Origin of the sequence: Halomonas sp. OfavH-34-E (assembly GCF_024124525.1) — a bacterium.
GTDB lineage: Bacteria > Pseudomonadota > Gammaproteobacteria > Pseudomonadales > Halomonadaceae > Halomonas > Halomonas litopenaei.
In genome coordinates, this window is the sequence record NZ_JAMXRY010000016.1 from 18,199 (window position 1) to 39,665 (window position 21,467).

The 21,467-nt window shown below is 64.3% G+C and carries 18 protein-coding genes; 10 read left to right on the forward strand and 8 right to left on the reverse strand.

Features of this window, described 5'->3' with window-relative positions; all coding sequences use genetic code 11:
* The first annotated feature begins 65 nt into the window (after nucleotides 1–65).
* From parC to arcC, 6 genes are all read left to right on the forward strand, one after another.
* Entirely contained in the window at nucleotides 66–2,321 is a 2,256-nt protein-coding gene (gene parC, locus NH448_RS08945) for a DNA topoisomerase IV subunit A (protein ID WP_045994515.1), read from the forward strand.
* Nucleotides 2,322–2,377: 56 nt separating this feature from the next.
* The gene (gene serB, locus NH448_RS08950) at nucleotides 2,378–3,601 is read left to right on the forward strand and encodes a phosphoserine phosphatase SerB (RefSeq protein WP_045994514.1); all 1,224 of its coding nucleotides are present in this window, start codon (nucleotides 2,378–2,380) and stop codon (nucleotides 3,599–3,601) included.
* A gap of 402 nt (nucleotides 3,602–4,003) precedes the next feature.
* Nucleotides 4,004–5,431, forward strand: coding sequence for an arginine-ornithine antiporter (gene arcD, locus NH448_RS08955; protein ID WP_045994513.1), 1,428 nt, complete (start codon nucleotides 4,004–4,006; stop codon nucleotides 5,429–5,431).
* An 87-nt stretch (nucleotides 5,432–5,518) separates the two neighbouring features.
* On the forward strand, nucleotides 5,519–6,775 hold the full coding sequence (gene arcA, locus NH448_RS08960) for an arginine deiminase (RefSeq protein ID WP_045994512.1): 1,257 nt from the start codon (nucleotides 5,519–5,521) through the stop codon (nucleotides 6,773–6,775).
* A gap of 74 nt (nucleotides 6,776–6,849) precedes the next feature.
* Entirely contained in the window at nucleotides 6,850–7,860 is a 1,011-nt protein-coding gene (locus NH448_RS08965; protein WP_045994511.1) for an ornithine carbamoyltransferase, read from the forward strand.
* A 77-nt stretch (nucleotides 7,861–7,937) separates the two neighbouring features.
* Entirely contained in the window at nucleotides 7,938–8,885 is a 948-nt protein-coding gene (gene arcC, locus NH448_RS08970) for a carbamate kinase (RefSeq protein WP_045994510.1), read from the forward strand.
* Nucleotides 8,886–9,097: 212 nt separating this feature from the next.
* Here arcC and NH448_RS08975 read toward each other — a convergent pair whose 3' ends face one another.
* The gene (locus NH448_RS08975) at nucleotides 9,098–10,429 is read right to left on the reverse strand and encodes a glycerophosphodiester phosphodiesterase family protein (protein WP_045994509.1); all 1,332 of its coding nucleotides are present in this window, start codon (nucleotides 10,427–10,429) and stop codon (nucleotides 9,098–9,100) included.
* 607 nt (nucleotides 10,430–11,036) lie between these two features.
* Between NH448_RS08975 and leuA the strand changes: the two genes are divergently transcribed.
* Nucleotides 11,037–12,743, forward strand: coding sequence for a 2-isopropylmalate synthase (leuA, locus tag NH448_RS08980; RefSeq protein WP_045994508.1), 1,707 nt, complete (start codon nucleotides 11,037–11,039; stop codon nucleotides 12,741–12,743).
* Nucleotides 12,744–13,058: 315 nt separating this feature from the next.
* Here the strand turns inward: leuA and NH448_RS08985 are convergent, their stop codons facing one another.
* On the reverse strand, nucleotides 13,059–13,511 hold the full coding sequence (locus NH448_RS08985; RefSeq protein WP_045994507.1) for an antitoxin Xre-like helix-turn-helix domain-containing protein: 453 nt from the start codon (nucleotides 13,509–13,511) through the stop codon (nucleotides 13,059–13,061).
* Between the two features lie 117 nt (nucleotides 13,512–13,628).
* Complete coding sequence (gene epmB, locus NH448_RS08990; RefSeq protein ID WP_071211150.1) at nucleotides 13,629–14,666, reverse strand: EF-P beta-lysylation protein EpmB; 1,038 nt, start codon at nucleotides 14,664–14,666, stop codon at nucleotides 13,629–13,631.
* A 105-nt stretch (nucleotides 14,667–14,771) separates the two neighbouring features.
* Between epmB and efp the strand changes: the two genes are divergently transcribed.
* Nucleotides 14,772–15,338, forward strand: a complete 567-nt coding sequence (gene efp, locus NH448_RS08995) for an elongation factor P (RefSeq protein ID WP_045994506.1) — start codon at nucleotides 14,772–14,774, stop codon at nucleotides 15,336–15,338.
* Between the two features lie 98 nt (nucleotides 15,339–15,436).
* Nucleotides 15,437–16,408: an EF-P lysine aminoacylase EpmA gene (gene epmA / locus NH448_RS09000; RefSeq protein WP_045994505.1), complete on the forward strand. Its 972-nt coding sequence runs from the start codon at nucleotides 15,437–15,439 to the stop codon at nucleotides 16,406–16,408.
* A 102-nt stretch (nucleotides 16,409–16,510) separates the two neighbouring features.
* On the opposite strand, the gene NH448_RS09005 is transcribed toward epmA, so the two are convergent.
* The 5 genes from NH448_RS09005 to rsgA form a co-directional block, all read right to left on the reverse strand.
* Nucleotides 16,511–17,050 carry a GNAT family N-acetyltransferase gene (locus NH448_RS09005; RefSeq protein ID WP_045994504.1) on the reverse strand — a complete coding sequence of 180 codons (540 nt, stop codon included), beginning with the start codon at nucleotides 17,048–17,050 and terminating at the stop codon, nucleotides 16,511–16,513.
* Nucleotides 17,050–17,361, reverse strand: coding sequence for a DUF1778 domain-containing protein (locus NH448_RS09010; RefSeq protein ID WP_045994503.1), 312 nt, complete (start codon nucleotides 17,359–17,361; stop codon nucleotides 17,050–17,052). Before NH448_RS09010 ends, NH448_RS09005 begins: the two co-directional genes overlap by 1 nt.
* A 249-nt stretch (nucleotides 17,362–17,610) precedes the next feature.
* Nucleotides 17,611–18,510 carry an archaetidylserine decarboxylase gene (gene asd, locus NH448_RS09015; RefSeq protein WP_124802602.1) on the reverse strand — a complete coding sequence of 300 codons (900 nt, stop codon included), beginning with the start codon at nucleotides 18,508–18,510 and terminating at the stop codon, nucleotides 17,611–17,613.
* 241 nt (nucleotides 18,511–18,751) lie between these two features.
* Nucleotides 18,752–19,582: a rhodanese-like domain-containing protein gene (locus NH448_RS09020; protein WP_045993089.1), complete on the reverse strand. Its 831-nt coding sequence runs from the start codon at nucleotides 19,580–19,582 to the stop codon at nucleotides 18,752–18,754.
* Nucleotides 19,583–19,672: 90 nt separating this feature from the next.
* A complete protein-coding gene (gene rsgA / locus NH448_RS09025; protein WP_045993090.1) occupies nucleotides 19,673–20,704 on the reverse strand; it encodes a small ribosomal subunit biogenesis GTPase RsgA in 1,032 nt (343 codons plus the stop codon).
* 92 nt (nucleotides 20,705–20,796) lie between these two features.
* On the opposite strand from rsgA, the gene orn reads away from it, so the two are divergent.
* On the forward strand, nucleotides 20,797–21,408 hold the full coding sequence (gene orn / locus NH448_RS09030; protein ID WP_083970435.1) for an oligoribonuclease: 612 nt from the start codon (nucleotides 20,797–20,799) through the stop codon (nucleotides 21,406–21,408).
* Nucleotides 21,409–21,467: the final 59 nt, after the last annotated feature.

Sequence of the window (21,467 nt, forward strand, 5' to 3'; positions counted from 1 at the left end):
CACGCAGTGACGCTCCCGGATTTCACGTCGTCGGTTCAGGCGACCAGGATTGAGAACGAGGGATCATGACTCTGGACATTGAGGTGGCGGAGGGCGACGTCGAGCGACTGTCCCTGCGCGAATACACCGAGAAGGCCTACCTCGACTATTCGATGTACGTCATTCTCGACCGGGCCCTGCCCCATATCGGCGACGGCATGAAGCCGGTGCAGCGGCGCATCATCTACGCCATGCGCGAGTTGGCGTTGAACGCCAACGCCAAGTACAAGAAGTCGGCGCGTACCGTCGGCGACGTGCTCGGCAAGTTCCACCCCCACGGTGACAGCGCCTGCTACGAGGCCATGGTGCTGATGGCCCAGTCGTTCAGCTATCGCTATCCGCTGGTGGACGGCCAGGGCAACTGGGGTAGCCCGGACGATCCCAAGTCCTTTGCCGCCATGCGCTACACCGAAGCGCGGCTGTCAAAGTTCGCCGAGGTACTGCTCAGCGAACTCGGCCAGGGCACCGTGGACTGGGCGCCCAACTTCGATGGCACCATGAACGAGCCGGTGGTGCTGCCGGCACGTCTGCCCCACGTGCTGCTCAATGGCGGCACCGGCATCGCCGTGGGCATGGCCACCGACATCCCGCCGCACAACGTGCGCGAGGTGGTCGAGGCCACCTGCGAGGTGCTGCGCAATCCCGGCGTCACCACCGCCGACCTGATGGCGCACCTGCCTGGTCCGGACTTTCCCACCCGGGCGGAGATCATCACCCCGCGCGCGGATCTTCGAAAGCTCTACGAGAGCGGTCGCGGCAGCGTCAAGATGCGCGCCCGCTACGAGCAGGAAGAGGGCCAGGTGGTGATCACCGCGCTGCCCTACCAGGTCAGCGGGGCCAAGGTGCTGGAGCAGATCGCGGCGCAGATGCAGGCCAAGAAGCTGCCCATGGTGGCCGACCTGCGCGACGAGTCGACCCACGAGGAGCCGACCCGTCTGGTGATCGAGCCGCGCTCCAATCGGGTCGATATCGAGTCGCTGATGGCGCACCTGTTCGCCACCACCGACCTCGAGAAGAACGTGCGGGTCAATCTCAACGTGATCGGCCTCGACGGCCGCCCGCGGGTGATGCCGCTGCCGGAGCTGCTCGGCGAATGGCTCGACTTCCGCCGCACCACGGTGCGCCGTCGCCTCGAGCACCGGCTGGGCAAGGTCAACGACCGCCTGCACCTGCTCGAAGGCCTGTTGATCGCCTACCTCAATATCGATGAGGTGATCCGCATCATCCGCGAGGAGGATGAGCCCAAGAGCGCGCTGATGGCAGCCTTCGGTCTGACCGACCGTCAGGCCGAGGCGATCCTGGAGCTGCGCCTGCGCCACCTGGCCAAGCTCGAGGAGATGAAGATCCGCACCGAGCAGGACGAGCTCGAGGCGGAGCGCAAGCGTCTTGAAGAGCTGCTCGGCAACGAGGCAGCGATGACCGACCTGATCGAGCAGGAGCTGCGCAAGGCCGCCGAGGAGCACGGCGACGAGCGCCGCTCGCCGATCGTCGAGCGCGAGGAAGCCAGGGCGCTGTCCGAGGTCGAACTGGTGGGTGCCGATCCGGTGACGGTGGTGCTGTCCGAAAAAGGCTGGATTCGTGCCGCCAAGGGCCACGACATCGACCCCTCCGGGTTGTCCTACAAGGCCGGTGACGCCTTCCATCTGGCCGCGCGAGGCAAGACCAACCAGCCGCTGGTGCTGCTCGATGACACCGGCCGGGCCTATACCCTGCCGGCCCACCAGCTGCCAAGTGCCCGTGGCCAGGGCGAGCCGGTCACCGGCAAGGTCAACGTGGTGGCCGGCGCGCACATGGCCGGCGTCATGCTGGCACCGGGGGACGCCCGCTTCCTGCTGGCCTCCGACGGCGGCTACGGCTTCGTCGCCCGGCTCGAGGACCTGACCGGCAAGAACCGTTCCGGCAAGGCGGTGCTGAGCCTGCCCAAGGGCTGCAATGTGCTGCCCCCGGTGGAGCTGCCGGCGGCCGAGGAATTGACCGTGGCCACGGTCTCCAACGAAGGCCGACTGCTGCTGTTCCCGCTGGACCAGTTGCCGGAGATGTCCAAGGGCAAGGGCAACAAGATGCTGGATATTCCCGGCGCCCGGGCGGCCCGGCGCGAAGAGTTTGTGCGCGGCCTGGTGGTGCTGGCGCCTGGGGATACCCTGGTGGTGCACGCCGGCAAGCGCAAGCTGTCGCTCAAGAACGGTGAGCTCGACTACTATCGGGGAGATCGCGGACGGCGAGGCAGCAAGCTGCCACGCGGGCTGCAGAAGGTCGACCGGCTCGAGCGCCTCGAGGCGTAACCCTTACGACGGTACGGCGCCCGCCGGTTGCTGCGGGTGCCCAAGGAAGACACACCATGACACGACGAATCCTGATGCGCGCCACCGGCCGGGCCCGCCCTGGCCAGCTGGCCGGCCTGGGGCGGATCCTGGCCCGCAGCGGCGCGCGCCTTCTGGACATCAACCAGAGCGTGACCTTCGGTATCGTCTCGCTGGAGGCGCTGGTAGCGCTTGACCACGAGGCCGACCTGGAAGGCGCCCTGTCGGGCGCCGGCGATGAGCTGGGCCTGGACGTCCAGGCGATCCAGATCAGCGCCGAGGAGTACCACCGCTGGAGCGAGACCGCGAGTCAGCCGCGCCTGATCATGACCCTGCTGGCGCCGCGACTGCCCGCCGGCATCCTGGCCGAGGTGGGGGCGCTGACCGCCGAGCACGGGTTGACGGTGGAGTTGATCCATCGCCTGTCCGGGCGCGAGCCGCTGGACGGCGAGGCACCGGCCCAGGGTAGCTGCGTCGAGTGCTGGCTGCGCGGCGAGGACGTGGACCTCGAGTCGCTGCGCGAGAAGGCGCTGGCGCTGGGTGCGACCCACGGGGTCGATATCGCCCTGCAGGAAGACTCCATCTGGCGCACCCACCGTCGCCTGGTGTGCTTCGACATGGACTCGACCTTGATCAAGGCCGAGGTCATCGACGAGCTGGCGCGCCGCCACGGGGTCTACGACGAGGTCGCCGAGGTGACCGAGCGGGCCATGCGCGGTGAGCTCGACTTCCAGCAGAGCTTCCGTGAGCGCATGGCCAAGCTGAAGGGCCTGGACGAGTCGGTGCTGGCCGAGATCGCCGAAGAGCTGCCGCTGATGGACGGGGTGGAGCAGTTGATGGCCCAGCTCAAGCGGCTGGGCTACCGCACCGCCATCCTGTCCGGCGGCTTCACCTACTTCGCCCGCCATCTGCAACAGCGGCTGGGCTTCGACGAGATCCATGCCAATGAGCTGGTGATCGAGAACGGCAAGGTCACCGGCGAGGTGCGCGAGCCGATCGTCGATGCCGATCGCAAGGCCGCGTTGTTGCACCAGATCGCCCAGCGCGAGGGGATCGCCATGGAACAGACCATCGCCGTGGGCGATGGCGCCAACGATCTCAAGATGCTGGCCGCCGCCGGGCTCGGTATCGCCTTTCGGGCCAAGCCGCTGGTGCGTGCCCAGGCCCGTCAGAGCATCTCGACCCTGGGGCTTGACGCCGTGCTCTATCTGATCGGCTATCGCCAGGCGGATCTGTCCTGCCAGACGCCGGGCCACGACTAGTCCGGACGACATCGTCGCTCGGACGCGATGTTCACCGCATGCTGCAAGGGAGCCCAGGGCTCCCTTTTTTTGTGCCTCCCATTCCCACTCGGTCCAGCTAGCCTGGACGCTGTCGCGAACCTGGTAGCGACATGGCGCTGCAGGCACCCGCGAAGCAAAGTTCCCTCGTTCGGGACGAGCCACTGACCGCAAATCCGAGGGAAAGGTCGTTGCAAGCGGCCGAGATCAAACAGTGGTGGTGGAGCGATATAACCTGATCGGGGTCGTTATTATGTACGTCGAAAGGCGTAGTTGACACGAGTCAGCAGAGAGGTGTGTACGGCGGTTTCGGTAGCCTCAAGGGGCCAAAAAGAGAGTAGCCTGAATTGGCAAACTTTTGGTCCCCACGAGGAAACCCTTCCCATGGAAAATGACACAGGAAAGCTGAGACTCGGCGCCTTGCTTGCGCTGGTCGTCGGCTCGATGATCGGGGGCGGTATCTTTTCGCTTCCGCAGAATATGGCGGCGAGCGCCGCACCAGGGGCGGTGCTGATCGGCTGGGGAATTACCGCGGTCGGCATGCTGGCACTGGTGTTCGTCTTCCAGGCGTTGGCCAATCGCAAGCCGGAACTCGACGCCGGCATCTATGCCTACGCCAAGGCCGGTTTCGGCGACTATCTTGGCTTCTCTTCCGCCTGGGGCTACTGGATCAGTGCCTGGCTCGGCAATGTCAGCTACTTCGTTCTGTTGTTCAGCACCCTGGGCTTCTTCTTCCCCATCTTCGGCGAGGGTAATACGCCGGCGGCCATTGGCTGTGCATCGATCCTGTTGTGGGCGGTTCACTTCCTGGTGGCCAGGGGCATCCAGCAGGCGGCGTTCATCAATTTGGTGACCACCATCGCCAAGATCGTCCCGCTGATCATGTTCATCGTGCTGGCCGCCATCGGCTTTCATCTGGACGTCTTCACCATGGACTTCTGGGGCACCGGCAACGCCGATCTTGGCAGCGTGATGGACCAGGTTCGCAACATGATGCTGGTCACCGTCTGGGTATTTATCGGTATCGAGGGTGCCAGCATCTATTCCGCCAAGGCTCGCGATCGTCGCGATGTCGGGCGCGCCACCGTGATCGGCTTTGTCGGTGTGCTTCTGCTGTTGGTGATGGTCAATGTGCTGTCCATGGGCATCATGAGCCAGCCGGAACTCGCCGAGCTCAAGAACCCGTCCATGGCGCTGGTGCTGAGCCAGGTGGTCGGCCCCTGGGGCGGTCATCTGATCAGCCTGGGCCTGGTGATCTCGCTGCTCGGCGCCTTGCTGTCCTGGACACTTCTGTGCGCCGAGATTCTTCACGCGGCCTCCAGCGACGGCACCATGCCTGAACTGTTGAGCAAGGAAAACGCCAACAAGGTGCCGGTCAACGCCCTGTGGCTTTCCAACGGCCTGATCCAGCTCTTTCTGCTGCTGACGCTGGTCAACGAGTCCACCTACCTGAGCCTTCTTTACCTCGCAAGCTCGATGATCCTGGTGCCTTACCTGTGGTCGGCGGCCTACGCCCTGTTGCTCGCGGTAAAGGGAGAAACCTACGAGAAGGAGCCTGAGGTACGCCGCAAGGATCTGTTTGTCGGCGGCCTGGCTACCCTCTACGCGATCTGGCTGCTGTTTGCCGGCGGTATCGACTATCTGTTGCTGTCGGCGCTGCTTTACGCCCCCGGTGCCGTGTTCTTCTACAAGGCCAAGAGCGAGCGTGATGAAAAGGTCTTTACCCCCATCGAGAAGATTATCTTCGCGGTCACTATCGCCTCGGCGCTGGTGGCCACGCTGGGGCTCTATCAGGGGTGGTTGAGTCTGTAGCTAGACCTCGATGTTCAACATGTTACAGCGGTCAGGTTCATTGATGATGCGGTAGTGACAGTCCCGCAAAAGGGAAGGAGAAACAGAATGAAAAGTGGATCTTCACGATTGGGTGTCTATTCCGAGGTAGGCAAGCTTCGCAAGGTCATGGTGTGCTCGCCAGGGCTTGCTCATCAGCGACTGACCCCCAGTAACTGTGATGACCTTCTGTTCGATGATGTGCTGTGGACCAACCAGGCCAAGCGTGACCACTTCGACTTCGTGACCAAGATGCGCGAGCGTGACATCGAAGTGCTCGAGATGCACAACCTGCTCACCGAAACCCTCGAAAATCGCGACGCCATGCGCTGGATTCTCGAGCGCAAGGTGACCTCCAACCTGGTCGGCTTTGGCCTTGCCGATGAGGTCCGCGCCTGGCTCAGTGAACTGGAGCCACGGCGTCTGGCCGAGTTCCTGATCGGCGGGGTGTCCTGGGCCGACATTACCGAGAGCCACGGAGGCGAGACCCTCAAGACCTTCCGTGACTATCTGGGACAGTCCAGTTTCGTGCTGCCGCCGCTTCCCAACACCCTGTTCACCCGGGATACCACCTGCTGGATCTACGGCGGGGTGACGCTCAATCCGATGTTCTGGCCGGCCCGCCGCCAGGAAACGCTGCTGACCTCGGCGATCTATCGCTTCAACCCGCGCTTCGCCGGCGCCGACTTCAAGGTGTGGTACGGCAATCCCGACCAGGACCACGGTTCGGCCACCCTGGAGGGCGGCGACGTGATGCCGGTGGGCAACGGCGTGGTATTGATCGGCATGGGCGAGCGCACCTCGCACCAGGCCATCGGTCAGGTAGCGAGCGCCCTGTTCCGGGCCGGCGAGGCCGAACGGGTGATCGTGGCGGGACTGCCCCGGTCGCGTGCCGCCATGCACCTGGACACCGTCTTCAGCTTCTGCGATCGCGACCTGGTGACGGTCTTCCCTGACGTGGTCAAGGACATCGTTCCCTTCAGTCTGCGCCCCGACGAGAGCAAGCCCAGTGGCATCGACGTGCGCCGCGAGAAGGGGAGCTTCATCGAGGTGGTGGCCGAGGCGCTGGGACTTCCGAAACTGCGAGTGGTGGAGACCGGTGGAGACAGCTTCGAGGCCGAGCGCGAACAGTGGGACGACGGCAACAATGTGGTAGCCCTGGAGCCAGGCGTGGTGGTTGGCTATGACCGCAACACCTACACCAACACCCTGCTGCGCAAGGCCGGGGTCGAGGTGATCACCATCAGCGCCAGTGAACTGGGCCGTGGACGGGGCGGCGGTCACTGCATGACCTGTCCGATTCAGCGAGATCCCGTCGACTTCTGACGACGTCGTTACGCGTTACTTCGCTTTTTCTTACTGTGAAGGCGGCTGCCCAGGTGGCCGTCAAGGAGACCCTCATGTCCTTCAATATCCACAACCGTCACCTGCTGTCGTTGATGCATCACTCCGAGCGCGAGCTGCGCTACCTGCTGGACCTGTCGCGGGACCTCAAGCGGGCCAAGTACAGCGGCTGCGAGGCCCAGCGACTCAAGGGCAAGAACATCGCCCTGATCTTCGAGAAGACCTCCACCCGGACCCGCTGCGCCTTCGAGGTGGCCGCCTATGACCAGGGCGCCAACGTCACCTACATCGATCCCACCTCGTCCCAGATCGGGCACAAGGAGTCCATGCGCGATACCGCCCGGGTACTGGGGCGCATGTACGACGCCATCGAGTACCGCGGCTTCAGCCAGGAGGTGGTCGAGGAGCTGGCGGCGTTCTCCGGGGTGCCGGTCTACAACGGCCTGACCGACGAGTACCACCCGACCCAGATGATCGCCGACGTCCTGACCATGCGCGAGCACGCCGAGAAGCCGTTGCACCAGATCTCCTTCGCCTACCTGGGCGATGCCCGCAACAATATGGGCAACTCGCTTCTGCTGATCGGCGCCAAGCTGGGCATGGACGTGCGGATCGCCGCGCCACGTTCGCTGTGGCCGGACGAGGAGCATCTGGCCAACTGCCGGCGCTTCGCCGAGGACAGCGGCGCGCGCATCTGCCTGACCGAGGACCCCCGCGAGGCGGTCAGGGGCGTCGACTTCATCCACACCGACGTCTGGGTGTCCATGGGCGAGCCGGTGGAGGCCTGGGCCGAGCGCATCGACCAGTTGCTGCCCTACCAGGTCAACAAGGCGCTGATGGAGGCCGCCGGCAACCCCAGGGTCAAGTTCATGCACTGCCTGCCGGCCTTCCACAACTGTGACACCAAGGTGGGGCGCCAGGTCGCCGAGCAGTACCCGATGCTGAAGGACGGCATCGAGGTCACCGAGGAGGTGTTCGAGTCGCCGGCCTGCATCGCCTTCGAACAGGCAGAGAACCGCATGCATACGATCAAGGCGGTGATGGTCTCGACCCTTGGCGATGTGTAAGCCACGCACCAACGGATCGGCAAGATAGCCTGGCGGCCCCTGGGCCGCCAGCAACCCCGAACGGGAAGGACACTGTTATGCGTATCACGATTGCCCTTGGTGGCAACGCCCTGTTGCGGCGTGGCGAGGTCATGAACGGCGAGGCCCAGCGCGCCAACATTCGCATCGCCTGCGAGCAGATCGCGCGCATCGCATCAGGCAACGAGCTGGTGATTGCCCATGGCAACGGGCCCCAGGTCGGCCTGCTTGCCCTGCAAGGAGCAGCCTACGACGAGGACAACGCCTTTCCTCTGGATGTGTTGGGTGCCGAGACCGAAGGCATGATCGGTTACATGATCGAGCAGGAACTCGGCAACCTGTTGCCGCCGGAGGTGCCCTTTGCGTCGCTGTTGACCCAGGTCGAGGTGGACGCCGATGACCCGGCCTTCCAGCAGCCGAGCAAGCCCATCGGTCCCATCTACCCGCGCGACGAGGCTTGCCGGCTGGCGGAGCTCAAGGGCTGGACCATGGCGCGAGACGGCGATCACTACCGCCGCGTTGTGCCGAGCCCTAGACCCAAACGGATCTTCGAGATTCGCCCGCTGCGCTGGCTTCTGGAGAAGGGCACCGTGGTGATCTGTGCCGGCGGTGGCGGCATCCCCACGGTCTACGGGGAGGATGGCAAGCTCGAGGGCATCGAGGCGGTCATCGACAAGGACCTGTGCTCATCGCTGTTGTCACAGCAACTCGCCAGCGATCTTCTGATCATCGCCACCGATGTGGACGGGGTCTATCTGGACTGGGGGACCCCGCATAGCCGTCGGGTGGCGATGGCCGATCCCGATAGCCTGGAAGCCCAGGGTTTTGCCGCAGGATCCATGGGGCCCAAGGTGCAGGCGGCCTGTGAGTTTGCTCGTTCAAGCGGCAAGACTGCAGTTATCGGGGCGCTGGCCGATATCGAGGCTATCGTCGCAGGCCACGCCGGCACTCGGGTGAGTATCAGGGCCACCGGCATAAGCTTCGCCCAGGAGACGACGACTCCTTGAAGGAGGAGCGGGACATGCCTGGTTGCCTGCCCTCGTCTGGAGGTGGCTGGCTACCGCCGATGGGGGAGCGCTCTCCAGGTTGACGATCGTTAGGATGGAGCCCTCGGAATGGCGTTAGGGGCGCCAACGCCACGGAAGGCGTTCTGGCCGGGTGGTTATCCACCCGGCCGTTTTTATGCGTTCCGACTAGGTTCGCTGGTGGTCATTGCCGCTTATTTTGCCAGCTCGTCGGCCATGCAGTTGGCGTAGAAGGTGACCGCCGCCGGCCAGTCAGAGAACACCGCCTTGACCCCGATATCGCGGGCCATCACGTCAAGTGCCACCATCTTGTCGCCATCGTTGTCGACGACATTGTCGATGGTCTGGTGGTACCAGGCACCGTCACGGGTCAGCGGCGCCGAGCGCTCGAAGGACCAGGCGATCAGCTCTAGTCCTGCCTCCATGGCCTTCTCGGCGTAGACCGATGGCACGATGGGCCGGTCTTCGCTGTCCCCCTCGGCCAGCAGCATCCACATCGGCGGGGCCAGAATCTTCACCCCCATATCGGCCAGCTCCTGCATCGACGGCTCCCAGCTTGCGGGGTCGGTCACGTCGAAGCCTTCCACGTCATAGCGATCGTCCAGGTACACCGCCTGGTCGGCGAACTCGGTGTTGTCGACCCAGTAGCGCACGTCATCGAGCAGAAACGACTGGGGAAAGACGTCTTCCGGGGGCACGCCGGCCTCGACGTACTCGTCGATCAGCTTCTGGGCATAGTCCTGCTGGCTCATGCCGTCGAAGGGCATCTCGACGCTCGGTGTCTTCAGCTCCGGGGTCATCTTGACGCCCAGGTCCTGAAACAGCGCGATGCTTTCGGCGTGACTCATCAGGGTACCGCGATCGGCATAGAGCTCGGTGCGCCAGCGCGGGTTGCCGGCCAGGTAGGCCTCCAGGGTGTCGGCGCTGGTGTCGACGCCGTCCATGCGGCCTTCCAGGGTCTTGAACTCGGCCAGGGTGATGTCGCTGGTGCAGCACTGGACGTCGGCGGCGTTGGTCAACTTGCCATCGGCATCGAAGGTCGGTGGCACGCTGCACTGCTCGGCAAGCTCGGTCTCGAGGATATTGGTGGTGCCGTGCAGGTCGCACTGGGAGTGGCGGCAGACCAGTTCCTTGTCTTCGGTAAAGGCCACGTCGCACTCGAGCACGCCAGCGCCCATGCGCGCGGCGGCCAGGTAGGATTCCCGGGTGTGCTCGGGGAACATCAGGGGGGCGCCGCGGTGGCCGATGGAAAAGTCGCTCCGGGTGGGCTGCTCAAGGTTGGCCGCGCACTGCTCAAGGGTCGCCTTGAGCTCCGCGGACTGGGCATTGTCCTCGTCCATGTCGTCGATCAGGAAGTAGGGGCGGGGGCCCAGACTGACCGGCAGGGAGGAAGAAGCGCTGGCGTTGGAGGCGTTGTCCTCGGCCATGGCGGGCGCGACACTGGCACCGCAGAGCGCGATGGCAGTGATCGCGCATGACAGTAACGCGGCGAGGGGAGCGGGGCGGCGGTGGTGATGGGCATCCATGGAGCGTCTCCTTTGTGTCAGCCATGCTGAACCATCAGCACGAGTCTGGTGGTGTTGTCAGAGATTACGGTGGTTCCGGGGCGCCGGAATCGCTCTATTACCCTAGTCCGGCTCGAGGACATTCACATGACAGCGAGCGCTCGTGGCGCCCGCGCTGGCGCGCCGCAGTTGACAACGTCGCTGAAGACTGATTTTCTAGAGCGCATGAACATGACATCTCGCCACCTCGACCTACGACTACTACTACGCGTTTGAATGCGCGTGGCGACGCCCTTTGTGCTTGCGTCGCCGGCAGGATCGCCACCAGTCAGGTTGAGTCGAGGTTGCAAGATGTCCGTCAGTACCCAGTGCCCCACCATGAACCCGTCCCGTCACGCCACCTGTGGTGTCCGCTCTCGTCGTTGCGACGATGTACGGATGGCTGGTGCGCGAATTGTCGTGGTCGCTATCGTCTCGGTCCTGGAACGACTTATGACGCCCCGCTCGCCTCTGGCGAGCGGGGCGTCGCCGTTTTCACCTGGCCTTTGCTCACAAGGCGCTGGCCGGGTCGCCCAACAGGCCTTCCAATAACTCTTCGCTCGACACACCCTATTCCGGAGAAAACGCCATGATGCTCAAGGACCCTTCGACCAAGTACCGCCCCTTCGTGGCCGTGGACCTGCCTGATCGGCAGTGGCCCAGCCAGCGCATCGAGACCCCGCCCCAGTGGTGCAGCGTCGATCTGCGCGACGGTAACCAGGCGCTGATCGATCCGATGGACCAGGAGCGCAAGCAGCGCTTCTTCGATCTGCTGGTCAAGATTGGCTTCAAGCAGATCGAGGTGGGCTTCCCCTCCGCCTCCCAGACCGACTTCGACTTCGTGCGCAGCCTGATCGAGGAAGACAAGGTCCCGGACGACGTCACCATCCAGGTACTGACCCAGGCCCGTCCGCACCTGATCGAGCGCACCTTTGAATCGCTGAAGGGTGCCAAGAACGCCATCGTTCACGTCTACAACGCCACCGATCCGGTATTCCGTCGCGTGGTATTCAATGTCGACAAGTCCCAGTGCATCCAGATCGCGGTCGATGCCACCACCCAGATCCGTGACCTGATGAAGGCGGCCCCCGAGACCAACTGGACCTTCCAGTATTCTCCGGAGCTGTTCACCACCACCGAGATGGACTTTGCGGTGGAGATCGTCAATGCCGTGCGCGAGACCTTCGGTGCCAGCGCCGACAACAAGATGATCGTCAACCTGCCGGCCACGGTGGAGTGCGCCACCCCCAACAACTACGCCGACCAGATCGAGTGGTTCTGCCGCAACGTCGAGCACCGCGATCACCTGATCGTCAGCGTTCACCCCCACAATGACCGTGGTACCGGTGTGGCCGCCGCCGAACTGACGGTGATGGCCGGCGCCGACCGGGTCGAGGGCACCCTGTTCGGCAACGGCGAGCGCACCGGCAACGTCGACATCGTCACCCTGGCGATGAACCTCTACACCCAGGGCGTCCATCCGGGCCTCGACTTTTCCAACATCACCCCGATCATGCGTGAGGTCGAGCACTGCAACCAGCTGCCGGTCCACCCGCGTCATCCCTACGTGGGCGATCTGGTGTTCACCGCCTTTTCCGGCTCTCACCAGGACGCCATCAAGAAGGGCATGGCGCTGCGCAAGGAAGACCCGGACAGCGTCTGGGCGGTGCCTTACCTGCCCATCGACCCGCTCGACGTGGGCCGCAGCTACGAGGCGGTGATCCGCGTCAACAGCCAGTCCGGCAAGGGCGGCGTCAGCTACCTGCTGGAGCAGGAGCACGGCATCGAACTGCCGCGCCGGCTGTCCATGGAGTTCAGCCTGGTGGTGCAGGAGGTGGCCGATCGGGTCGGCAAGGAGATCACCTCGGCGATGATCTACCAGACCTTCGTCGACGAGTACCTGGCCAAGACCGAGCCCTACAGCCTGGTCAGCCACCGTCTGTCGTCCGAGCCGGACAGCCCGACGGTGACGCTGGAAGCCTGCATCGCCAAGGACGGTGAGCGCCACACCATCAGCGGCGAAGGCAACGGCCCGCTGGCGGCCTTCGTCAAGGCGCTGCGCAGCGAAGGCCACGACATCGAGATCATCGACTACCACGAGCACTCCCGCGGTCAGGGCGCCGACGCCGAGGCGATCGCCTACGTCGAGGTCCGGGTCAAGGGCGAGGCGGTGTTCGGCGTCGGTACCGACGAGAGCATCACCAGCGCCTCGATCAAGGGTGTGATGAGCGCGATCAACCGCTGCCTGTCCACCGAAGAGGTGGCGCCCAACGTCACCGCCGACAGCGTGGCCTGATTCGCGCCGCCGGCAAATGGCGTAAACGCACCGCCCCCGGGGGAAACCCCGGGGGCGGTTTTTTTGCAGCATGCTTGGTGTGGTCCAGGGAGGGGCGTTCTGCGGAGTGGGTCACCAGCAGTCGTTACTAAAGACGTTTATCGGGAGCGAAGGGCATCTCTCGGGCTTTATCGACCATCGCCTTGAAGCTGACATGCGCCGGGTTGATCAGGTAGTTGGTTTCCCTCGGCACGACGACGCTTGGCACCGCGAGATTCGTCACCGACGTTGTGGATTAACTACTTTCGCAAGGCGAGTGTCTGTCATGAGCGATACTCACACGCAGACGCCGTGCTCGAGCCGTCCAATCAGGTTTAGCACGGCAGCTGTACCAGCCGATGTCACCACCATATCCACCGGCGGCGTGTTTCCAAGACCAGGGGCAGGGGTAAGCAGCCACTGGTTAGTCTGCTGCGTGTCACCCTCGAACAGATCAATGGCGCTGTGGTAGACGTCGGCAACACGATAAAGCCGGTCGCCCTCGTCCACGGTGAAGCGGCCAGTCGTCGCTCGACGCCTCAGTGTGGTGGGGGAGATGGCGACAAAGCGTGCCAGGTCCTGCTTTCCTAACCCCGTGAAGGAGGCGAGCATGGAGTACACCTCGTAGGCGACACCATTTCTCAACGCTTCGTGCAGTTGCGGGCCTCGCCGGGGAAGCCCAATGACGTGCCAGAGGTCACTTTTGTGGTCGGCCTGCTTCGGTCGGAAAACCTTGATGGCAGACTTCATGCTTCACCTTTCCTTGTGGCATCGGTCGATATCACAAAAGAGGACGAGAGGCTGTTGCAGCTTCCCTCGCCCCACGACGGGCCTGATAACCAGCGTACTTTGACGATTGCGTCACAGCTACAACGGCGTCTTGCTGGCTTCGCCGGGGACCTCGCGGACCAGGGTCGGCATCAGGAAGCCGGGCAGGCGGGTGCGCAACTCGTCGACCAGGGCGTTGGCGCGGGCGTCGGCCACGTCGAAGTGGGCTGCCCCGGACACCGGGTCGAAGGCGTGCAGGTAGTAGGGCAGTACGCCGGCCTCGAACAGCCGCTCCGAGAGCGCTTCCAGTGCATCTACCGAGTCGTTTACTCCCTTGAGGATCACGCTCTGGTTGAGCAGGGTCACGCCGGCCTGCTTGAGCCGCGCGCAGGCGCCGGCGACGGCCTCGTCGATCTCGTTGGCGTGGTTGATATGCAGCACCATGACCTTCTGCAGGCGGGTGCCGGTGAGCCACTCGAGCAGGGGGCCGTCGACGCGATCGGGGATCACCACCGGCAGCCGGGTATGCAGGCGTAGTCGCTTGAGATGGGGGATGGCGTCGAGCCGCTCGACCAGCCAGGCCAGCTGGCGATCGCTGGCGGCCAGCGGATCGCCACCGGACAGGATCGCCTCGCGCAGGGTGTCGTCCTCGCGCAGGTAGTCCAGGGTGTCGTCCCACTGGCTGCGTGAGGGCGCGTTTTCCTGGTAGGGGAAGTGGCGACGGAAGCAGTAGCGGCAATTGATCGCGCAGGCGGGGCTGGTGATCAGCAGTACCCGTCCGGCGTACTTGTGGATCAGGCCGCGACGGGCGGTGTGCTGGGCCTCCTGGAGCGGATCGGTGACGTAGCCCTCAGGGCTTGTCTGCTCGGCATCCAGGGGCAGCACCTGGCGCAGCAAGGGGTCGTCCGGGTCTGCGTGGCGCATGCGCGCGGCAAAGGCCTCGGGCACACGCACCTCGAACAGGGAGTGGCCGGCCTCGGCGCCGGGGATCAGGGAGGCGTCGAGCCCCAGGCGGCGGCACAGCTCGCGCGGGTCACGAATGGCGCCGGCCAGCTGTCGCTGCCAGCCACCGGGGGCGGGAAGTCCCGGCTCATCCGGGGCAGAGCAATGCAAAAGCGTCGAGCTTCGGGTTATCATGCGGGCCATCCATCGATGCGTGCGAGGGGCTTGTCCTCGCAAAATGTCAGTTGAGTGCCGCTCTGAGCCGATGGCCGGGCCGGGCACCGAAAGGAACGAGATCTCATGGCGAACTATTCTACCAACGAATTCAAGGGCGGTCTGAAGGTGATGCTCGACGGTGACCCCTGTGCCATCGTCGAGAACGAATTCGTCAAGCCCGGCAAGGGCCAGGCCTTCAACCGCGTGAAGCTGCGCAACCTGATGACCGGCCGCGTGTGGGAGCGTACCTTCAAGTCCGGCGAGTCGCTGGAAGGCGCCGACGTCATGGATCTGGACATGGAGTACCTCTACACCGACGGTGACATGTGGTACTTCATGAAGACCGACGGTTCCTTCGAGCAGTACGCCGTCGAGAAGAAGGCCCTGGGCGACAGCGACAAGTGGCTCAAGGAGCAGGTGGTGTACACCGTGACCCTGTGGAACGACAACGCCATCTCGGTCTCCCCGCCCAACTTCATCGAGCTGGAAGTGGTCGAGACCGATCCGGGCCTCAAGGGCGACACCGCCCAGGGCGGCTCCAAGCCGGCGACCCTGTCTTCCGGTGCGGTGGTGCGCGTTCCCCTGTTCATCAACCAGGGCGAAGTGCTCAAGATCGACACCCGTAGCGGTGATTACGTCTCCCGCGCCTGAGGCGAGGGCGATATCCCCGGATCGGCAGATCGAGATACAGACAAAGGCCACGCGATCGCGTGGCCTTTGTCGTTTGGGCAAGTGGTAAGGAACGAACGATGACAGACTGGCAACCCACGGCCTCGCTGGACACCCTGCGCCACCGCGCCGTGCTGATGCAGCGGGTGCGCGGTTTCTTTGTCGAGCGCGGCGTGCTCGAGGTGGAGACCCCCTGTCTCGGTCACGGTGGCAGCACCGACGTGCACCTGGCGTCGCTGTCTTGCCAAGCCGTCACTCCGGCGGGCAGCGAGACCCTGTGGTTGCAGACGTCGCCGGAATTTCACATGAAGCGCCTGCTGGCGGCCGGCAGTGGGCCGATCTTCCAGATCGCCCGCAGCTTTCGCGACGGCGAGGTGGGACGCCGCCACAATATCGAGTTCAGCATGCTGGAGTGGTATCGCCCGGGGTGGAGTCTCGACGCGCTGATCGAGGAAACCCAGGCGCTGATCCGCGAGGTGCTGCCGTTTAATCCCGGCCCGACGCGAAAGCGTCGCTATCGCGAGCTGTTTGGCGAGGTGCTGGGTATCGATCCTTTTGAGGTGGAAATCGCATCACTTCGACGTCTTGCCGGTGAACGCGGCGGCCTCGACATGGCCGAGGCGCCGCGCGATGAGTGTCTCGACCTGCTGATGAGCCTCGTCATCGAGCCCGAGCTAGGCCGCGACGGCATCGACGTGGTGCTGGACTACCCGGCCAGCCAGGCGGCGCTGGCCAGGCGTCACCAGGACCCCCGCGACGGCGCCTGGGTGGCCTCGCGCTTCGAGGTCTATCTAAGCGGGCTCGAGCTTGCCAACGGCTACGACGAGCTGACCGATGTGGGCGAGCAGCGCGCACGCTTCGCCGACGACAATCGCGCCAGGCGTGAGGCAGGCCTTGCCGAGGTCGACGTCGACGAGCGCCTGCTGGCGGCTCTGGACGCCGGTATGCCCGAGGGCAGCGGGGTCGCCCTGGGACTCGACCGGCTGATCCAGCTGGCGCTGGGCAAGTCGCGTCTTGAAGAGGTGATCGCCTTTCCCACACCGCGCTGTTGAGGGGGCTGGGCACCTCGTGGGGTAGTCATTCCAAGTGCCCAGATCTTTTGATCGTCAGCTAGAAGGGGTCGCGGGACAGGGAAGTAGAAGGTCTGTGGCGGTTCAGCCCTGGAGCTTCGCGACGGTGGCCATCGGCATGAACATGCGTAACGGATTCGATGGCAGAGACTGAAAACCAAAGCCTGTGTATAGACGCAGCCTTCTTTCCACCGCCTGCGAGTCTCCGCAGTCCAGAATATCGAGCAGCACAACGGCCGTGCCTATTCTCAGTGATGCTGCAAAGGCTCGATTCAATGCATCGACCAGCAGGCGTCTACCGATTCCCTGCCCCTGGAACTGTTGATCGACGCCGATCATGCCGATGAAAGCGGCAGAGATACTGCCATCCGCATTCGCCATGCGCTTGTAGCGGTTGGGCAGGTCGCTACAGTCCACGCTATGGGCGTTGAGCGAATAGAAACCCAGGATCTTCGAGGGATCCCGAGCAGGGTCTGTCATCACGAAGACGCGAATCGTGCCACCATCCATCAGCCTGCTGGCGGTGCGCTGCAGAAAGTTGTCGACTTGATCCACCCCAGACGAAAAAGCCGCTCGATGGTGTCGAGACTTGTCGAGCGCTTCGATGACGACGGTGGCCGACATCAGCGCTTCGCCACCGTCTGCCGATGGTGGGTGAAGGCGTCACGTAGCTTCTCGGTCGGAGCCGGAGGGTTCTCGATGGCCTCAAGGAAGACCTCATGATCTTCAGGCATGAGCCGTGTCACTTCATGCGCCCGGATGGTCTCCATTGCCCGCTCATACGCTGCGGACAACGCGAACGTGGACATGTCCTGGCCACTCAGCGCGGCCGCCTGCTCGATGGCTTGCTTGATACGCGGTGTTGTACGGAAGCCAAAACGTTCAGTGTTGCGCTGACGTGCTTCTGTACTGGCGTCGGAAGATTGGCTGGCCAAGGTGTTGACCTCCAGTGCATGTGATCTTCAAATCACACTGTACGCCCTGCCGGCGTACATCTCCAGAATTTGCTTTCTTTCCCCTCGGTGTCTTGCTGTGTTCGTTCAGTCGTTCCGTCGATGAAGCGGAAGGCTCTGTGGGGGCTTGGGACAGACGCGAAAGGGGCGGCCACCGCCGCCCCTTTTGAATAGTGTTGTCATGCCTAAGGCGTTGTCTTGCCACCGGCGTTGCCGACACGCCTTGGCGCTTCAGTCCGCGCTGGCGGCCTCTTCGCCGTCTGCCGTCGCCGCTGTTGCGCTGGTTCCCGGCTCGCCGCCCAGGCGTTGGCCCATGCTCACCGCGACGGGGCTGCCGGCCTTGCCGCTCAAGGCATCGAAGTCGACCTTTTCGGCGAAGGCCATGACCACGGTGGAGCCGAGCTTGAAGCGGCCCATCTCTGCGCCCTTGGCGAGGTGAATCGGGCGATCGAAGCGGACACGCTCGACCCGACCGGACTGCGGTGTCACCTGGCCGGCCCACACCGTTTCAATGGCGGCGACGATCATCGCGCCCACCAGCACCAGCACCATGGGGCCGTGTTCGGTCTCGAAGTGACACACCAGCCGCTCGTTGCGGGCGAACAGGCCCGGGACGTGGCGGGTGGTGGCGTCGTTGACCGAGAACAGGCGCCCGGGCACGTAGACCATCTCGGTCAAGGTGCCGGCAAGCGGCATATGCACCCGGTGGTAGTCCTTGGGCGACAGGTAGACGGTGGCAAAGCTGCCGCTCTGGTAGCGGGTGGCCGCCCTGGGGTCGCCGCCGAGCAGTTCGGTCATGCTGAAGCGATGGCCCTTGGCCTGGACCAGCCGGCCATGGTCGATGGCGCCCCATTGGGACAGGGTGCCGTCGGCGGGACACAACAGGCCGTCTTCCAGCGGGCGGGCGCCGGCCGCCAGCGCCCGGGTGAAGAAGGCGTTGAAACTCGGGTAGACCCTGGGGTCCGGTTCCACCGCCTGGCTCATGTCGACCTTGAAGCGCTTGATGAAGGCGCGGATCAACAGGTTCTTGAGCCAGCCGATACGGCAGTCGGCAAGCAGGCCGACCAGGCGCGACAGCAGGTGGTGGGGGATGGGGTACTGGATCAGGGAAAACAGCTTGGCGAGGGTCACGAAGGGACGATCTCCGGATGGTCAATGACGCGCACGCGGCCTCACGGCCGCGCCGCTGGTGCAATCAAGTGCCCTAGGCTCAGTCCGAAAAGTCGACGAGCGAAGGTTAGACAAGGCAAAAATCGGTGAGAAAGCGCAGTTTACGTGGTGTAAATGAGCATTTTGATCCGATTTTTAACGCCGCATTACCGAGCGCAGACACTTTTCAGATAAGCCCTAGATGGGCAGAGGAACAAGGGCGTCAGTGTTCGATGGGGGTATCGTCGCGATTGCCCCACTCCTTCCACGAGCCCGGGTAGGCACGCATGCGTTCGAACCCCAGTGCCTTGCCTACCAGCCAGGTGAAGCCGCTGCGATGATGGGTCTGGCAGTGAGTGACCACTTCCATATCCGGGGTGATACCCATGGCGCCCAGTTCGGTGATCAGCTCGGCGTAGTCGCGCAGGCGAAGTGAGCGTTCACGGTCCATGGCGTCGGTCCACTCCATGTTGACCGCTCCGGGCAGGTGGCCGAGGTGCCGGTTCTGGCCCTTGTTGCCATCGAACTCGTCGACGGAGCGGGCATCCCAGATGGCGAAGTTGTCGCTGCCCAGGCGCTCTTCAAGCTCGAGTCGGTCGATCGCGACCTCGGGATTGAGGACCTCGGCCTGGTAGTCCGAGGGCTTCGGCGCATGGTCTTCGGTGGACTGGGGCAGACCCTCGTCACGCCAGGCGTGAATGCCGCCATTCAGGTAGGAATAGCGCTTGTGGCCAATCAGCTCCAGGGTCCACAGCAGGCGCCCGGCCCAGCCGCCGCCCTCATCATCGTAGGCGACCACGTGGGTGTCCCGGGTCAGACCCAGCGACGAGAACAGTTGTGACAGGGCCTCTTCATCGGGGACGTCGTTGGGGACGTCGCCGGAACCTTTCAGCAGACGACGATGGTCGAGAAAGATCGCGCCGGGCACATGGCCCTCGGCGTAGCTTTCCGCCTTCAGCGGCACGTCGATCACTAGGATGTCCTCGTGATCCAGCACGCCGGCGAGTTCCTCGGGCTCGGCGATCAAGGGCAACAGATTGTCTTCTGAGCTCATGGTTCTCTCCTGGCGGATCCACACGGATGAAAGGGGCGGGCGCTGTGTCTGGCGCCTGGCACTTCGCGAGGGGACGCTACTGGCGTTTCCCTATTGGCTATCCAGACTATCGACGATACGACGATAACTGGCAAAGCGTTCGGGGTGAATCGCCCCCTCGTCGATGGCGTCGCGAATGGCGCAGCCCGGCTCCTGCCGGTGGCGGCAGTCGCGGAAGCGACACAGGCCGAGGTAAGGGGCGAATTCGATAAAGCCCTCGGTGACCTCGCGCTCTGTCAGGTGAGTGAGGCCAAACTCGCGGATGCCGGGGGAGTCGATCAGCTCGCCCGAGGCCAGGCTCTCGTCCGGTGCGGGCAGGTGGTAGAGCTGGGCGGTGGTGGTGGTGTGGCGACCCTTGCGCGAGTCCTCCGACAGCGCGCCGATGCGCAACTGTTCGTCCGGCAGCAGGCGGTCGATCAGTGAGGACTTGCCGACCCCGGACTGGCCGACGAATACCGAGGTGCGGTCGGCGAGCTGGGCGTAGAGGGCGTCGAGTCCGCCGTCGACCTCGGTGGAGGTGGCCACCACCTGGTAGCCGATGCCGCGGTAGCGATCGAGCAGCCCGCGCAGTTCGCCGCCCTCGTCGGGCAGCAGGTCGGTCTTGTTGAGCACCAGCACCGGGGTGATGCCGGTGGCCTCGGCTGCCACCAGGTAGCGATCGATCAGGCCGGCGTGGGGCTCGGGTTCCACCGCGAAGACAATCAGGATCTGGTCGATGTTGGCCGCCACGGGCTTGAGTAGCCCACGCATATCCGGGCGTTCGAGCACATTGTCGCGCTCGCCTCGGGCCACCACCACGCCGCTGCCGTCCTCGCCGGCCCGCCAGATGACGCGGTCTCCGGTGACCAGGCCCTCGAGGTTGGCGCGCAGATGGCAGCGGGTGGGCGTCTCGCCGGCACGGCTGGCGACGTCCAGGGTCCGTCCGAAGTGAGCGATCACTCGGCCGTCGCGCTCGGCGCCGTATTCGCCGGCGGCAAGCTTTTCGTCGTCCTGGCCGGCCTTTCTGGCGGCGCGCTCGGCGCGTTCGGCCTGGATCTTCTCGATGCGCCAGCGCTGCTGGCGGCTCAACTTGCGTTTGCTCATGAGCACCCGATGGTCGGTACAATGGTCGGCATTGTACCTACACGCACGGCCCCTGTCCCGACAAGGGCCACCGCCTGATCAAGGAAGCGACGATGTCCGATGCCAGCGCCAGCCCCGACGATACCCTCAACCCGCGTCCTGACGATGCCAAGACCGGCCCGCGAAACGACGCCCTGATCTGGATTGACCTGGAGATGACCGGGCTCGACCCGGAGCGTGAACGCATCATCGAGGTGGCCACCCTGGTCACCGACGGCGAGCTCAATGTCATCGCCGAGGGGCCGGTGATCGCGGTTCACCAGAGCGACGCACTGTTGTCCGGCATGGATGAGTGGAATACCCGTACCCACGGCAATTCCGGGCTGGTCGAGCGGGTGCGCAAGAGCCAGATCGATACCCGCGAGGCCGAGCGCAGGACGCTCGAGTTTCTCGCAGCCCACGTGGCCCCAGGCACCTCGCCGATGTGCGGCAACTCGATCCACCAGGACCGGCGCTTTCTGGAGCGCGAGATGCCCGAGCTGTGGGCGTTTTTCCACTACCGCAATCTCGACGTCTCGACCTTGAAGGAGCTGGCCAAGCGCTGGAATCCCCAGGCGCTGGAGGGCTTTTCCAAGCGCAACGTGCACCTGGCCATGGACGACATCAAGGAATCCATCGCTGAACTCGCGCACTATCGCAAGACGTTCCTCAAGGCTGGGGAATAGTCAGCAGTTGACGCCAGGTTCGAGGCGAGGGGCGCGTTCAGCTCGAGGCGCTCGGCTCG

Bases quoted from the DNA above. Each gene is read 5' to 3' on its own strand.
- NH448_RS09005 (WP_045994504.1), bottom strand. From the start codon at position 17,050: ATGTCGGCCACCGTCGTCATCGAAGCGCTCGACAAGTCTCGACACCAT.
- orn (WP_083970435.1), top strand. From the start codon at position 20,797: ATGTCCGATGCCAGCGCCAGCCCCGACGATACCCTCAACCCGCGTCCT.
- arcD (WP_045994513.1), top strand. From the start codon at position 4,004: ATGGAAAATGACACAGGAAAGCTGAGACTCGGCGCCTTGCTTGCGCTG.
- epmA (WP_045994505.1), top strand. From the start codon at position 15,437: ATGACAGACTGGCAACCCACGGCCTCGCTGGACACCCTGCGCCACCGC.
- arcC (WP_045994510.1), top strand. From the start codon at position 7,938: ATGCGTATCACGATTGCCCTTGGTGGCAACGCCCTGTTGCGGCGTGGC.
- arcA (WP_045994512.1), top strand. From the start codon at position 5,519: ATGAAAAGTGGATCTTCACGATTGGGTGTCTATTCCGAGGTAGGCAAG.
- rsgA (WP_045993090.1), bottom strand. From the start codon at position 20,704: ATGAGCAAACGCAAGTTGAGCCGCCAGCAGCGCTGGCGCATCGAGAAG.
- NH448_RS08965 (WP_045994511.1), top strand. From the start codon at position 6,850: ATGTCCTTCAATATCCACAACCGTCACCTGCTGTCGTTGATGCATCAC.
- epmB (WP_071211150.1), bottom strand. From the start codon at position 14,666: ATGATAACCCGAAGCTCGACGCTTTTGCATTGCTCTGCCCCGGATGAG.
- leuA (WP_045994508.1), top strand. From the start codon at position 11,037: ATGATGCTCAAGGACCCTTCGACCAAGTACCGCCCCTTCGTGGCCGTG.
- efp (WP_045994506.1), top strand. From the start codon at position 14,772: ATGGCGAACTATTCTACCAACGAATTCAAGGGCGGTCTGAAGGTGATG.
- NH448_RS09020 (WP_045993089.1), bottom strand. From the start codon at position 19,582: ATGAGCTCAGAAGACAATCTGTTGCCCTTGATCGCCGAGCCCGAGGAA.
- NH448_RS08975 (WP_045994509.1), bottom strand. From the start codon at position 10,429: ATGGATGCCCATCACCACCGCCGCCCCGCTCCCCTCGCCGCGTTACTG.
- serB (WP_045994514.1), top strand. From the start codon at position 2,378: ATGACACGACGAATCCTGATGCGCGCCACCGGCCGGGCCCGCCCTGGC.
- parC (WP_045994515.1), top strand. From the start codon at position 66: ATGACTCTGGACATTGAGGTGGCGGAGGGCGACGTCGAGCGACTGTCC.
- NH448_RS08985 (WP_045994507.1), bottom strand. From the start codon at position 13,511: ATGAAGTCTGCCATCAAGGTTTTCCGACCGAAGCAGGCCGACCACAAA.